Source organism: uncultured Granulicatella sp., assembly GCF_963521425.1.
In the GTDB taxonomy this organism is placed as follows: domain Bacteria; phylum Bacillota; class Bacilli; order Lactobacillales; family Aerococcaceae; genus Granulicatella.
This window is the reverse complement of the sequence record NZ_CAUQUN010000010.1, coordinates 1-15,029: the sequence shown is the minus strand read 5'-3', so window position 1 is coordinate 15,029 and position 15,029 is coordinate 1. Positions and strand designations below refer to the sequence as shown.

Sequence of the window (15,029 nt, the reverse complement as noted above, 5' to 3'; positions counted from 1 at the left end):
TTTAAAAATCATTTTGGAGGTGTATTCAATGGCTATAAAGAATAAAAATGGTCATTTAGTTTCATATTCATGTGAAGAATTAATAGAAGATATATCCGAAGATATATTTTTATTTGGAGAAGATTATAAAGTCTACGCTGTCCTTCAATTTTTCGGTGTTGTAGACGGAAAGGTAATGGATGTTGAGTTTATTGTTGATTACATAGACTATGAAATGCCTACAGAAAAAGACTTGTTATTGGATAGTTGTGGTTTAGATTTCCCTGATGAAGAAGATGAAATAACATTAGAAATGTTACAAGAGGCTTATAGAAAAAATATGAAAAGTGTTGAAAATGAAAGACTGGTTTTGATGACTGCTAAAGAACTTTTAGATAAACTTTTAGTTCAAAACTCACTAGATTAACAAAATGTAGGAGATTAAGATGGAAAAGTTGTTGTAACAGAAAAATTATAAGTTAACTTTTCGCCCTGAAGGCGAAAAGTGAGGAGTAAAAAAGGAGATGGAATTATGAAAGAACCATTAGTGCGAACAAAAGAACGATTAGTACAAGTGAAAGAAAAATTTATGAGTTTATCAACCCCTAAAAAAGTTGGCATTATTACAGCTTGTGCCGTAGTCCTTTTAGGTGGTGGGTACGCAGTATCTACACTCCTTAGTCCTTCTGACAGCACACAACAAATTATTCAAGTCACAAAAGTGGCTACTGAAACAACTAGCAAGACTGAAAATAAAGAATTAAAAGAGTTACAAGAAAAAGTCACAAATGGAACTTCTGAAACAATGAAGAAAGAGGATAAAGAAACTCTGGAGAAATCTATTAAAGATTCGAAGTTAAGTGACAAAGAAAAAACACAATTATTGAAACAATTAGATACGGTTACGGTAGCTGAACAATCAAATGCTTCTGAAAATAAAAATGAATCTGTTCAACAGGAAACAAAAACAGAAAAGAAGAATTCTGAATCAACAGTTGTTGCTAATAATCAACAAGCAACTCCTTCTAATTCAGTGACAAGTTCAAGTGGAAATACTTCTTCTCAAGAAAATAACCAACCTCAAGCAGAAGTAAGAACACAGACTGTACAAGAAACAAACTCAACACCAACACCAAAACCTCAAGAAGAAGCGAAGACAGAAACAAAACCAACTCCAGCACCACCACAAACACAAGCCCCTAAAAAAGCTCCTGTACGTTTAACAGCGTTAGGAAATACAGGATTAGAATTTGCAACTTTAAAAGAAGCGGGGGCATGGCTTGAAGCTAAAATGGAAGAATCGTTTAAAGCTGTGGAAGAAGGAAAACAAAATTGGGCATATACAGGAAATTATTTTGAAATTCCATGGAGTGATGGACATACAACCGCAAGCGTTAACCTTAGAAAACAATAACAAAAACAATTGAATCTAAATAGTAAAAAGCAATGTTAGAGAAATCCAACATTGCTTTTTTATTTTATAAGGAGAACATCATGAGTTATTTAAGGAATAAAGAACCACCTTTCGCCCTGAAGGCGAAAAGAAAACTAAAGAAGAAAGGATTTTAAAGAAGAATGAATTATAAAAAACGAATAAAAAAAACACTTTTAAGTTTAATCGCTTTAACGGGATTATGTACCAGTTTAGGCAATGCTTCTCAAGCTCAAGCAAATACCTATCTATTAACTGATGAACATGGCGGTACGGGAAATGTAAAGCTTTATCATAAAGCATATAACTATAATTGGTGGGTTTATACGGAAAACAGTTTTGGTTTTTTAAAAATTAATGGAGAGGTTGTTTTCTGTGTCGATCCACCAACGAATGCAATTCCTGGAACTTATTATTCAAGCGAAGAAATTCGAGAAGGAGCTTTAGTCGACCATTTTGGAACACAAATCACACAACAACAAATTGACGAAATTAAAAATACTATCTTTTGGGGTTGGGATATGTCAGAAGATAAAAGCTATGATCGTTATTTCTATGTACAAACTAAAGTTTGGGATATTTTGGGGTGGACACCTCAAGAATTTCGTGCGGGGACGTCTTGGGATAGTTATAATGCTGTATCAGATTTTGTTAATGGGAAATTAAATGGAGAACGTGCCACAAGTTGGCATAATGAAAATCATACTTTAAAAGTGGGAGAATCTATTACATTAACAGACACAAATCAAGTGTCACCTTACATTTCTAATCCAACTGACACAAAAGGTTGGATTTTTGAGAAAATTAATGATTCTCAATTAAAAATCACTGCTACAAAGGATTCTCAAGATGCAACATTTGTTTTTAGACCTAAATCTTTACCAGATAACTATACTCCAGCTTCTTTATTATTTACTTATCCAACAAGTCAAAATGTAATGATGTTTCGTGATCCTGACAGATTATTTTCTTTACTAAAATTAAATGTCATTAAAAACGGGCATATTAAAATTGTAAAATCCGATGAAAAGAATGGTAAAGTTCTTGCGGGAGTGGAGTTTGGTTTGTTTGCAAAGGGAAATGATACTCCAATAAAAACGGCTGTAACTAACAAAAACGGTGAAGCTTTCTTTAATGATGTGGAAGCAAAAGAGTGGATTGTCAAAGAAACAAAAACAATCCAAACTCACCGATTAAATCGACAAACTTTTAAAGTGAATGTTGTACCCAATGAAACAGCAACCGTTAAAGTCACAAATGCACCGAAAGAAGGAAATATTAAAATCGTTAAAACAGATGATGAAACAAAAAAAGTTTTATCAGGAGTAGAGTTTGGTTTATACGAAAAAGGCAGTAACAAACCTGTTGCGACTGCAACAACTAACGAAAAAGGTGAAGCCTACTTCAATAATTATTTCCCTAAAGAATGGGATATTAAAGAAACAAGAACATTAGAAACATATCGTTTGAATGAACAAGTATATAGCGTACAAATCAAAGATGGACAAACGACAACAGTAAATGCAACTAATGTATCAAAAAAATACAAAGTATCTGTTTCAAAACACTTAGATCAAGGATTAGATGGAAGTGGTACTCGTCAAGCTGGGAAAGGGATTCAATTTGATTTAGTTGATTCATCAAATAAGGTCATTACTTCATTCATTACAGATGAGAATGGATATGGAGTATCTCAAGAGATTAGCTATAATACACCAACATGGTTAGTCGAACATGCCCCAACAGGCTACAAAGCCACTGAACCAATTCAGGTAGCATTAGATTCATCAAAAGATAATCATACGTATCATTATGTAGTTGAAAATAATGCGAAAAAATCATATTTACAATTAATAAAGACTGATATTGAAACAGGAAAAAACATTCCAGCTTCAGGTGTCCGTTTTAAATTATATAAAAATGGAAAACAAGTAAGCCAACAAGTAACTTATCCAGCTATTCAAACAATTGATGTATTTGAAACGGATAAAAACGGTCAAGTAACATTCCCTCAACAATTAACTTATGGGGATTATGAAATCGAAGAAGTACAAGCTCCAACAGGCTATGTATTATCAGACAAACGTTTAGCTGTTAATATTTCAGGCAATGAAACAGTTGTAACCGTTAAATTTGCGAATACACCTCAAAAAGGTCAATTACAAATTACTAAAACAGGTTCAAAAATCGTATCTTGGGTAAAAGATGGTAACGGAGTAAATGTTCCTAACATTCAAAGTTTACCGCTTGCTGGAGTAACGTTTGAATTAATTAAAGATGGCAAAGTTGTTGAACAACAAACAACAAATGACAAAGGAATTGTAGAATTTATAAATAAACCATTAGGAAAATATCAATATCGTGAAGTGTCAGCACCAAAAGAATATGTTGTTGATAATACAGTAAGAGAAATTACATTTACCCCACAAGCTCAAACCGTAAAAGTTGATAGTCATAGTGTTTCTGTTCACAACGAACGTAAGACTATTTCAGTTCAATTTAATAAACAATTTGAAAAATCTAAGTACTTTAAAAATGAACAAAAAGCAACCTTTGGACTTTATACAGCTAATGCTGTTGAAGGCTTGCCTGCTAATAGTTTAGTCGGACTTGCACAAGTAAATGGTTCAGGAACATATACATTTGGAAACCTTCCAATTGACGGAGAATTTTACTTGAAAGAAATCACTACTGGAGAAGCATATAGCTTAAATGATTCAAAAATTGGTGTATCTTCAAGCTTTGCGACAAGCGGAAGTCCAGCACAAACAGTTGTTGTTGAAAAACCAATCGTGAATGAATTAAAACGTGGCGATCACGAATTAGTTAAGGTTGAAGCAAATAGTAAAGAAAGAATTGAAGGTGTTGAGTTTAAATTAGTAGCAGTATTAGAAAATAACAGCGAAATCGAAGTAGGACATTATTCTACTGATAAGAATGGACGAATTGTCTTTGAAAATTTAGAATACGGAAACTACTATGCAGAAGAAACAAAACCAGCAAAAGGATTCCTAGCAACGATTCAAAAATTCTTCTTCACAATTAAAGGCGGAGAAAAATTAGATAAAAATAATCATTCTACAGAAGCAACAGATACTCGTACAGTAGTTGAGAATGAACGTCAACCTTTAATCCATACAGAAGCTACAACGCAAACTGGTGGGAAAAAAGGATATGTGTTTGAAAAACATATCGAACGTGCGGATATGACAAACTTAACAATTGGCAAAAAATATACAGTAGTCGCTACTCAATACGATAGCAATGGAAAAGTGTATGCAACACAAAAACGTGAATTCGTGGCAGACAAAGCGATAAGAACTGAATTCTTTGAATTTACAGTTCCTGTAGGATATACAGGTAATATCGTATATGGAGAAGACTTGTATCGTGACAAAGAAAAAGTAGCAACTCACTTTGACTTGAAGAACGAAAAACAAACTGTTGAAGTCTTAAAACCAACAATCAATACCTTTGCAAAAATTGGTGGTAAGAAAGTTATGACAGTCGGTGAAAAACAAGAATTAGTCGATACACTTACTTACAAAGATTTCAAAGATGGTAAAGTCCTAGTTCGTACATGGTTAGTAAAATATGGTACGAATGAAGTCGTTGGTGAACCAGTTGAACAAATCTTAGAATTAGATGGATCTGGCGAAGTAGAAGTGAAATTAGACAAGATTGATACAAGTAAATTACCAGTAGGTAAATACACAATCATGGAACAAGTTTTTGAAGTAAACAAAAATGGAGAAAAAGGAAACTTAATCTCTGAACACGTAGATTCAAAAGACGAAAACCAATCGTTTGAAGTGAAACCAATGTTACCAAAGACTGGTACACAAGAAAGCGGAATGACAATTCTTGCTGGAAGTATTGCATTAATTGGTGCATTAGTCTTATTAAAAAAGAAACAACAAAACTAATAGAAGGATAAGAGTGGTACAATACCACTCTTACCTTTTGTCTTGAATGCGAAAAGTGAGTAAGAAAGTGAGGAAGCATATTGTGACAAAATATACAAATCACGACCTTGTAAAAATGATTAGTAGTGATATTGGAACAAACGAAATCATTGTTGAATTAATATTAAAAGATTTATTTAAAAAAATAGTTAGTCTAGCAGAAGAAAATCATAAGATTCAATTTAGAGAATTTGGAACATTTTTCAAGAGTAGCAGAAAGATACCAATTAAATCTCAAAGAACCGAAAAACAATTGTATAGCTTGGGATTTAAGACGTCTGAAGTTATCAAAAAGAGATACAGAGAAGATTAGTAACCTTTCGCCTTCAGGGCGAAAAGTGATAGAAAGGAATTAATAATATGAAATTTGAAAGAAAAGGTGCAAGACCGAAACCTAATTTTTTAAAAGAAGGAAAGCATGATGTGACGATAATTAGTTGTGAGATGACTAAATCTAAAAAAGGATCACAAATGTTGAAACTAATTTTGGAAAATAATCAAAGTGGAAGAGGTTACTACTATCTTGTTTTTGGAACAGATTATACAGAAGATTATCTACAGTATCTTTTAACGAGTGTAGAAGACCACGGTTATGACATTCCTGAAGTGGATTTTGGTTACAATAAAGAAACCGTTGATTTTTTAAAAGACAAAGAAATTTATGTTGAAATTGATTCAGATACTGAAGGAAAACAAAAAAGATATTTTGTATCAAGAATCTTAACTCTTTCAGAATATGATGATTCATTTGACGATTCTTATGAAGATGAAGATGATGATTTTTCGTTTCCTGAAGAATAAAACTATTTATAAAGATTTAATTGAGGAGGAAATCAAATGGAAATCGTAACAAAATTAGTAACAATTATAGGGTCAATCATTACAGTGATTGGATTATTCAATGTTTTAATGGGGCTTTTTACATGGTACAAAGGCTTCAAAAATGAAAATCCCGATAAAATTGACCAAGGAATCAGCTCAATGCTATTAGGTGGTGTCGTAGGGGTAATTGCAAGTGGTGTTACTGTAGCTGTTGTTGCAGCTTTAGGGAACATTTCGTTCTAGGAGAATCACATGATAAATGAAGGAACATTAGAGAAACTACTTTCGTCCTTAGAAAGTTACAATGGAGTTGCCAATAACTATGCAACGAGCATTTCTACTGCATTGAATGTAGTTGGCACAACCCTTTTGGGAATAATGCTGTATATAGAACTTGCCAATTTGCAAAAGAAGCTTTCTAGTGAACAAGGAATTCTAAGTATTGAATTGCTTATGTCTGTTGTATGGAAATATGTAATAGCATTAGCATTTGTGATGTTGAGTGATAAAATTATTGATTCCTTTATTTGGTTTGCAAATGCCATTGGACACATCATTAATAGTGTATCTATTGAGGGAGATGTAAGTTCAGGAACAGTGCCATCAATAAATGGCGATTTAAGTTGGAGCCAAAGCATGATTATTAATATAGTACAAGTCTTTAGCAATTTTGCTTTGTGGTGTGGAGAAATCGTTACAGATATTCTTATTTTCATGCGTTTTTTAACGCTGTACGTTTATAAAATGATTGCTGGAGTAATGTTTGCGTCCTTTGTAAGTGATGAATGGAGTTCAATTGCTAAAAGTTACATTAGACAGGTATTAGCACTAGTCATCCAAGGATTTGCTTTGATACTCATTATAAAAGTATTTCAAGCAATTAGAATAGGGGAAGTTCTGGAAGTAACTTCTAACGGAGATGACTTTGCTAAAAATTTAGCTAATCAATTTATGTTTATTGTCAAATCTGTAGCATATGTTGGAATTGTGTTAGGTTCACAACGATTAACTCAGAAAATGGTAGGTGGATAACTAGTGAATTTAGAATCAAGATTCTATACAGACGTATCAAAATATGAACCTGAAGTAATGCTAGGAATGACAAAACGACAATTAAAAACTGTAGCGTTAAGTATTCCTGGAATAATTCTAATAGTGTTAGAAATGGTAGTTCTTCCTGAAGTAGTGGCATATTTATTAGCGTTTCTAACATCTGGATTAATGGTTGCACCGCCAATCTTATCATATTTAGGTAAAATACAACAATTTAAAAAGGATATTGAATTCTTTCTTGTAGATCAGAATAGAGTTTATCAAGTAGAGCAGATAAGGAGGTATGAGCCTAGTGAATTTATTCAAAAGAAAAGTGTCAAAGAAACAGACAGAATCTGAAAAATTAAGATATGAGCGAATGATAGCTTCAGCAACAAGTCCGAATACTATAAAATATACAAGTTTATACGAAAATGGATTAATGCACATTGTAGAACATGAGTATTCTAAAATGGTTGAATTAGGAGATTTAAACTACAGTGTAGCTGATGAAGAAGAAAAAATAGATACTGTTGTTAGTTATGCTGAAGCATTAAATTCATTGGATAAAAATTCAAACTATCAATTGTTTGTAGTTAATAAACGTATTGATGATAGCATGATTGATAATTTTCTTTTACCTTATCAGGAAGACAAGAATGATAAGTATCGCAAAGAAATCAACAACATAATTGAAGCAAACTATATGTTGGAACAAAAGAACTTTGAAACAAAACAATATGCTGTATTTTCTACAAAAGCAAATGCACCTAAACAAGCAGAATCACAATTGTCCTCAATAATACTTAATTTTAGTACAAAATTTCATTCTAAAAGTGTTAACCTAACTTTCACTAATTTAGATGGGGTTGAACGCTTAAAACAATTTCATAATTTATTACGCCCAAAACAATTCTTTAAAATGAAATATAGTGATTTGGCATTAACTGGATTAACTACAAAATCATTTATAGCACCGAATAGAATTAAGTTTTTCGATGATTATTTTATGATTGACAACTATTGTGCGAGAGTATTATATATTCGTGAATATCCTCAACAATTAGAAGATGTTTTAATTAAAAATTTATGTGATTCAGAACATGAATTATGTATATCTATTCACGCAAGACCATATAATCCTACTGAATTTAGAAAAGCAACTACTACTAAACTGATGTTGAATAAACGTGCAATTGCTAGAGAACAAAAAGAAAATCTAAAAAGTGGATTATCTGAAGATATGGTTTCGGGAGTTGCATCAGAAGTCAAAAGAAATATTGAAGAACTATTTCGAGATATGAAAGAAAATAAGCAAAAAATGTTTTCAGGAATTTTTGCAGTTCTCTTAATGGAAGAGGATAAAGAAAAATTAGAAGAAACAACAAAAAATATTCAAGCCGCAGTTAGTCATCATGAAGTTTACTTTGATGTAGCATATAAAATGCAAGAAGAAGCGTTAAATACAATTTTACCGATTGGAAAAGCATATTTAGACGTTGAAAGTAACTATATGAGAGATATGACAACTAATAATATTGCTACGCAAGTTCCTTTCTCAACAATAGATTTACAAGATAATACAGGACAGTACTTAGGAAAAAATCAATTAAGCCGAAATATTATTACTGTAAATCGAAAAAATCTGAATACCCCTTCAGGCTTAATTTTTGGAACGAGTGGTTCAGGGAAGGGTATGACTACGAAATGGAGCATTATTTCTACCTTGCTAAGCAATAAAAACGATATATTTCGTATTGTGGATCCTGAAGACGAATATGCAAAAATTGGTAAAGAATTTGGTGCTACAATTTTAGATATCTATGCTGGTTCAGAACACCACTTAAATATTTTAGATATGGCGGACACAGGGCTTCTTCAGAAAGAAGATAAGTATGTGGATTTAATCAAAGAAAAAGCAAATCTATTATCAAGTTTATTTGAATCTTTACTGAAGGAATATACAGATATTGAAGCTAGTATTGTCGACCGTGTGACTCGTAAAGTTTATGAAAAATATGAAAATCCTACATTGGTTGAATGGTATCATATCTTAAAAGAACAACCTGAAAACATTGCTGAAGAATTAGCACTGAAAGTAGAGCCTTACACGGTTGGAAGTCAGGATATATTTTCATATAAAACCAATATTGATTTGAATGATAAATTTGTTATCTTCAATATTAAACGATTGGATGAAAAGTTAAAACCATTTGCTATGAAAGTCATTCTCGATCAAATTTGGAATCAGGTAGTGCAAAATCAAGGTAAAGTTACAACATGGCTATTCTTTGATGAATTGCAACTCAATTTTGACAGTGCCGAAAATTCAAAATGGTTCATGAAACTGTGGTCAAGGGTTCGAAAGTATGGAGCAATTCCAACTGGAATTACTCAAAATATCGCAACACTATTGGAAGATAGTGAAGGACGAAAAATGCTTTCAAATAGTGAGTTTTTCGTACTTTTAAGACAAAAGAAAGTGGATATAGAATCTCTTCAAAGTGTAATAAGTATTCCACCTAACCTACTTAAATATGTTGGAGAAAAAGTACCAAAAGGGACAGGATTAATCTCCTCTGGAGGTGTTGTTGTTCCATTTGAAAATATTATTTCTGAAGATACAGAATTGTTCCGTCTAATGGAAACGGACGCCTAGAGGTGGTTAGATGGGAAGAAGAAAAGATAAGAAAGACGTTAAAAAAAATAAAACAGACTATAAAGTAGCTAAAGCTGAATATAAAGGACTTAAAAAAAATTCAGATAAAAATACTCGAAAAGAATTAAAAAATAAATTAAGAGAAAAAAGGAAGTCTTATAAAAAGAGCAAGAAGAACTTCGAAAAAAAGCATATTACTTTTAAGAAAACAACAATATACTCTTTAAAATCAAAAATTAAAAATAGTACAAAAAAACAAACATCTAAAGATGAAAATTTAGCAGAAATCAGTCAACTTAAACAACGTGCAACACAAAGAAGTCAGATATACAGAAGCTTAAAAGGGACAGGAAAAGCTACTATTAAAATTGGTACAAAAACAAGTAAGCACGTTTATAGTTTTTCCAATAAGTCCTATAACTTGGTTCGTGGTAATGGATTTAAACAATTACCAACAAGATACCATAACCATTTTAGGAAATTACAACAGGCTAAATTTCGAGTAAAACAGCATAAAGCAACGAAAGTTTTTAGCATAAGTAAAAGGATTTTAGGAAAGGGAATAAGCGTATTAAATAATCCTTTTAAGATTCAAAATATAGGAATTATCCTAGCTATTATTGTTCCATTTGTTATTGTGATGAGTTTTTTTGCTCCAACAATAATAAAACCTTCAATTGTTCAAAATGATAGAAATCTAACTGAAGCTTATTTGGAATTAACAAAATTAGATGCAAAACATACCAATAGTGTAGATACTTTTTATACCAATTGGAATGATCCGCTGTTTTATTTGAATTTCAGATATGATAATTTCAATCCTAAAGCTGAAGCTATCAAAGACTATTATCGTAAAGAGGAAGAACCAAAATCATTTGAAAAAATCAGTACAGATTTATGGGAAACAATCAATGGAAAAGAATCTTATACAGTTACTCCACTAGACAAATTTATTAAAGATTCCTCAAGTCCATGGTTTTTAGATTCGAAAGATTTTAATGCTTTTGATAAAGCTCGTAAAGAAATAGGTTTTTCTTCATTATCTAAACGTTTAGGTAAACTATATGATAAAGACAGTTACTTAATTACAAGAAGAATGGGCTATGAACATAAACGAGATTCTGTTGGAATAAATGAAGAAACAGAAATTAAAGTTGATGTAGGAACAAATTTATTATCACCACTTTCAGGGAATTTGGAAGAAGTGGGAATTAATCGAATCGTGATTAATCAAGATAATCATGCAAGATTAACGATTGTCGGAATTGATACAAGTCGTTTAAATAAAGGCGATAGTTTAAATAAAGAAGATTATATAGGAAATGCGATTTCTGAACGTATTAAACTTGTTTATGAACTAAACGATGGAAAATGGTATAAAGTGAATCCAGCTTTTTACTTAAACAAAGTATCGTATGCTCAAACAACGATTATCGCAAGTTCCAATTTTTCTCCTAATTCCAATGTATTAGAACGTGCAAAACAAATTTATGATTTTTTCATTAAAAAAGGCTATTCAGTTGAAGGGATAGCTGCAATGCTTGGTAATTTTGATATTGAATCAAAAATAAATCCAAAATCTGCTGAAGGAGAGTTTGGAAATTCAATTGCAGCTAGTTGGGATATTGATGAATGGTTAGCCAAATCGGGACCTGAAATTTATGGAGGACGATATCCTAACATTTTAAAACGTGGGTTAGGATTAGGTCAATGGACGGATACAGCTGATGGTAGCACAAGACATACTATGTTGCGAGAATATGCGAAAAGTAAAGGGAAAAAATGGTATGATATGGAACTTCAGTTAGAGTTTATGACTAATGGAGATACTTCTACTTCAATTCATATATTAGAAGCAGTATTGAACAAGAAACTTGGAGATACTGTATCTGAGTTAACAGTTGCTTTTTTAACAAAATGGGAAGGAAATCCTGGAGACAAAGTACAAGAAAGAATTCAATCTGCTCAAAACTGGTTTCAATATTTTACAAGACAAAGCACTATCCCATTAAATACAAATAGTGCTGAAATTTACAACAAATACAAAGATAAAATGTTGAAACCATATACGAATAAAGAAGTACGACCTGGAGAAGGTTGGGAAGGAAATGCTTATGCGTTAGGAAATTGTACCTGGTACGTCTATAATCGTATGAAACAATTAGGAAAGAGTATTTTTCCATACATGGGAAATGCGAATGAATGGAGTTCCTCTTATTATCTTACAGAAGGTGCTACATTAGTAGACAGTCCACAAGCTGGAGATATTGTTATTTTTAATACAGGAGTTTACGGCTCACATCCAATTTATGGGCATGTTGCCATTTGTGAAGCAGTATTGGAAGATGGAAGTTTTATTATTTCTGAAATGAATGCTTCTGGAGAATACTCTATGAGTTATCGAATTTTAAAACCAGCGTATGGACTATACTTTATGCATGTAAATCAATAACTTTTTGCCTTCAAGGCGAAAAGTAAGAAAGGAAGAAGAATGTGTACGATGATAATAAAGTGAAACTAGTACGAAAAGCAATTACTGCAACAATTGGAGTTCTCTGTTTAATTGTTGGGATTGCATGTGGAATGTGGATTGGTGGTTCAAATTCGCCACGACAACAAGCAATTTCTACAGTAGAAGAAGCAAGAAATACAGATGAATCTAAGACACTAACTGCTAATAAAGTAAAAGAATTTCTTTTAGCATATTATACGAAAAAAGACGTTGGTGAAAATCAAGAAAGATATAAAGAGTTTATGACAGAACAACTATATGCCCAACAAGTAAAATTAGATGAATCTCCAGTAACACAAGCCTATAAAGGTTATGTACTAAATCAAGTTTATGATAAAGCAACGATTTATATTGATGAAGAAAATCTAAGTGCATTAGTAGAAGTATCATATACAAATGTACAAACAACCAAACGTAACAATGCAGAAGCAGGTGTTAAACTTTCAGAAAAAGCAACAATTAAACTATTTTATACAAAAAATAAGAATCAGTATCTAGTGAATAGAATTGAGCCTATTTTATTAAAGAATGCAACTAATAACGAAAAACATACATCTTCAACAACACCTGAAGTTAACACTGAAACAACTGAACAAACGAAAAAGGTAGAAACAACTCAACAACCATCTACTACAACAACAGAAACAACAGAAGTTGGGACAGTCAAAGTAAGGGGGACATTATAATGAAACCAAAATTAACACAATTCGAGCGGTATAAGCAAAAGAAAGAAAAGTTAGAAGAAGAGGTTCTTAAAGGAGAAATATTAATTAAAGATACAACAGAATCTATTAGTCAAAAGAAGAAAGAAATAGAACGTTTAGAATTATTGATGACAAAGGAAATTTTAATTCAAAACAACATGAGTGTAGCAGATCTTGCGGAGTTATTGAATGGAGAAAATGGTTAGAGAGGTGGTTAGATGGCTTTATTTAAGAAAAAACAAACCTTCCACTTTGAGTTTGAAGAGATTGATAATGTAAATACAACGCTAATTGAATCATTTGAAGAACTCTGTGATTGGGCAGAAGCTGAAAATAGCCGTTTATCTAATGCTGGAGAAATGGGAAGTGTCCTAATTTTAAGAAAAGGCGATAGAGATGAAAAGGTTTATTCAGAAGTCCATATTCAATTCCCGTTTAAAACCGATACAGAAGAAGTATTGCTTCCTCTAGTATCTTCACATAGAGAAAAAAGAAAGCCTGTAAAAGAAAAGCAGTTCGAAAAAACACCGACTGTTCAGGAAAAAGAACACGAAAAAGTGACAAAGAAATCTTTAAAGGAAAAGCCTATAAAGGTAACAGAAGAACGACAACCGTTTAATTTGAATAGATTAAAAGTGTCCTTACTCATTCTTTGTGCTGGCGTAGCAATTGCTTTAGGTGTAATTTTTCTTCCTGAAATGTTAAAACCAAAATATGAAACATTGATTCAACAACACGAATATGTAAAAGCTGTTGAAGAGTATCCTAAAAATAAAGAAAAGGTTGAATCTATTCTTTTCGATAAAGGTCAAGAAGGAATATCTGACTTAGAAAATTATGTACAACAAACAGATTCCACTCAAGCAAAATTTGACTTAGCTTATTTAAAGCAAAATTTTGAGAAGGTTGTGGATTTGAAAGCTGAAGCTACAACACCTATACGAAAAACAGCTCTAGCAGTAAGTTACGTAAAATTAGGAATGACTGATGAAGCCTTTGAATTGAATCAGGAATTAGGAAGTAGTAGGCTAAAACAATTGATTGCAGAATCCTATGAAGTAAAAGCTGTTGAAGCATTAAAGGCATTGGATTTAAAAACTGCTGAAAAGATTCAAGATAAAATTCATCAATTAACTTTGCAAACGAAAATTGACCATGTCACAACAGCTTTGAATGAAGAAAATAATCTGAAGGACAAACTCAAAGATAGTTCGCTTACAGACAAACAGAAAGAAGATTCCAATAAACAATTAAAACAAATTCAAGAAAAAATTGAAAAAATTAAAAAAGGAGTGTTTTAATCATGGAACAACAAAATAAAAAGAAGACGCTAAAAATAATTGGATCAAGTGCTTTATTATTATTATCACTAGGAGCTTGTTCCTTCTATTCTTTAACACAACAAAATAATCAACAAACACAAGTTGCGGTAGAAGAAACTACAAAACAAGCTGTAGTAGAAGTTGAAAACAAGTCTACTAAGGAAACACCAGCACCAAAAACTCAAGAAGAAGCGGTCGATAAAGTGGTAGAACTAAGTAAACAATCTGTATCTGAAGAAACCGTCAATACTATTATTGCATTTGCGGAAGCAAGATTAACACAACCGGAAGAACTGGATAAGGTTGTAACACTAATCGAAAAGCCGACTACTGAATTGGATAAAGTAGTTGGACTAGCAGAAAAAGATAATAAGAAGCAAGATACTGTTGCAGTATTACCAACACCATCGAAACCAATTGAAGAAGAAAATCCAACAGTTTCATCAGATGATAATAATAAACCAACAACACCAACAGTAGAACCAACGAATCCAGTAGCACCAGTTGAGCCAACAACACCAACAGTAGAACCAGGAACACCTTCAGGTGATACAACACCAAGCGTACAACCAGGAACACCTTCAGGTGATACAACACCAAGC

At 32.1% G+C, this 15,029-nt stretch carries 13 protein-coding genes and 1 pseudogene; all 14 read left to right on the top strand.

What is annotated here, in order from left to right:
- Positions 1–28 precede the first annotated feature (28 nt).
- Positions 29–406, top strand: a complete 378-nt coding sequence (locus RWO76_RS03895) for a hypothetical protein (protein ID WP_314354396.1) — start codon at positions 29–31, stop codon at positions 404–406.
- A 105-nt stretch (positions 407–511) separates the two neighbouring features.
- Entirely contained in the window at positions 512–1,393 is an 882-nt protein-coding gene (locus tag RWO76_RS03890) for a hypothetical protein (RefSeq protein ID WP_314354395.1), read from the top strand.
- 161 nt (positions 1,394–1,554) lie between these two features.
- Positions 1,555–5,337 (top strand): SpaA isopeptide-forming pilin-related protein, encoded by a 3,783-nt coding sequence (locus RWO76_RS03885; RefSeq protein ID WP_314354394.1) that lies wholly within the window; start codon positions 1,555–1,557, stop codon positions 5,335–5,337.
- A gap of 82 nt (positions 5,338–5,419) precedes the next feature.
- Positions 5,420–5,689 carry an HU family DNA-binding protein gene (locus RWO76_RS03880; RefSeq protein ID WP_314354393.1) on the top strand — a complete coding sequence of 90 codons (270 nt, stop codon included), beginning with the start codon at positions 5,420–5,422 and terminating at the stop codon, positions 5,687–5,689.
- Positions 5,690–5,736: 47 nt separating this feature from the next.
- Positions 5,737–6,177, top strand: a complete 441-nt coding sequence (locus tag RWO76_RS03875; RefSeq protein WP_314354392.1) for a hypothetical protein — start codon at positions 5,737–5,739, stop codon at positions 6,175–6,177.
- A 36-nt stretch (positions 6,178–6,213) separates the two neighbouring features.
- On the top strand, positions 6,214–6,441 hold the full coding sequence (locus tag RWO76_RS03870) for a hypothetical protein (RefSeq protein ID WP_314354391.1): 228 nt from the start codon (positions 6,214–6,216) through the stop codon (positions 6,439–6,441).
- Positions 6,442–6,450: 9 nt separating this feature from the next.
- Positions 6,451–7,230, top strand: coding sequence for a hypothetical protein (locus RWO76_RS03865; protein WP_314354390.1), 780 nt, complete (start codon positions 6,451–6,453; stop codon positions 7,228–7,230).
- A 3-nt stretch (positions 7,231–7,233) separates the two neighbouring features.
- Positions 7,234–7,590, top strand: a complete 357-nt coding sequence (locus RWO76_RS03860; protein ID WP_314354389.1) for a PrgI family mobile element protein — start codon at positions 7,234–7,236, stop codon at positions 7,588–7,590.
- Positions 7,544–9,889, top strand: a complete 2,346-nt coding sequence (locus tag RWO76_RS03855) for a VirB4-like conjugal transfer ATPase, CD1110 family (RefSeq protein ID WP_314354388.1) — start codon at positions 7,544–7,546, stop codon at positions 9,887–9,889. Before RWO76_RS03860 ends, RWO76_RS03855 begins: the two co-directional genes overlap by 47 nt.
- A gap of 10 nt (positions 9,890–9,899) precedes the next feature.
- Positions 9,900–12,341, top strand: coding sequence for a phage tail tip lysozyme (locus tag RWO76_RS03850; protein ID WP_314354387.1), 2,442 nt, complete (start codon positions 9,900–9,902; stop codon positions 12,339–12,341).
- A 41-nt stretch (positions 12,342–12,382) separates the two neighbouring features.
- Positions 12,383–13,087: a hypothetical protein gene (locus RWO76_RS03845; RefSeq protein ID WP_314354386.1), complete on the top strand. Its 705-nt coding sequence runs from the start codon at positions 12,383–12,385 to the stop codon at positions 13,085–13,087.
- Positions 13,087–13,311: a hypothetical protein gene (locus RWO76_RS03840; protein WP_314354385.1), complete on the top strand. Its 225-nt coding sequence runs from the start codon at positions 13,087–13,089 to the stop codon at positions 13,309–13,311. The genes RWO76_RS03845 and RWO76_RS03840 overlap by 1 nt, the downstream gene beginning before the upstream one ends.
- Before the next feature lie 12 nt (positions 13,312–13,323).
- Positions 13,324–14,406, top strand: coding sequence for a hypothetical protein (locus RWO76_RS03835; protein ID WP_314354384.1), 1,083 nt, complete (start codon positions 13,324–13,326; stop codon positions 14,404–14,406).
- 2 nt (positions 14,407–14,408) lie between these two features.
- Positions 14,409–15,029 (top strand): annotated as a pseudogene (locus RWO76_RS03830) (hypothetical protein); the annotation flags it as partial.

Coding starts and splice junctions, on each gene's coding strand:
- RWO76_RS03850 (WP_314354387.1), top strand. CDS start 9,900: ATGGGAAGAAGAAAAGATAAGAAAGACGTTAAAAAAAATAAAACAGAC.
- RWO76_RS03875 (WP_314354392.1), top strand. CDS start 5,737: ATGAAATTTGAAAGAAAAGGTGCAAGACCGAAACCTAATTTTTTAAAA.
- RWO76_RS03870 (WP_314354391.1), top strand. CDS start 6,214: ATGGAAATCGTAACAAAATTAGTAACAATTATAGGGTCAATCATTACA.
- RWO76_RS03835 (WP_314354384.1), top strand. CDS start 13,324: ATGGCTTTATTTAAGAAAAAACAAACCTTCCACTTTGAGTTTGAAGAG.
- RWO76_RS03840 (WP_314354385.1), top strand. CDS start 13,087: ATGAAACCAAAATTAACACAATTCGAGCGGTATAAGCAAAAGAAAGAA.
- RWO76_RS03865 (WP_314354390.1), top strand. CDS start 6,451: ATGATAAATGAAGGAACATTAGAGAAACTACTTTCGTCCTTAGAAAGT.
- RWO76_RS03885 (WP_314354394.1), top strand. CDS start 1,555: ATGAATTATAAAAAACGAATAAAAAAAACACTTTTAAGTTTAATCGCT.
- RWO76_RS03895 (WP_314354396.1), top strand. CDS start 29: ATGGCTATAAAGAATAAAAATGGTCATTTAGTTTCATATTCATGTGAA.
- RWO76_RS03890 (WP_314354395.1), top strand. CDS start 512: ATGAAAGAACCATTAGTGCGAACAAAAGAACGATTAGTACAAGTGAAA.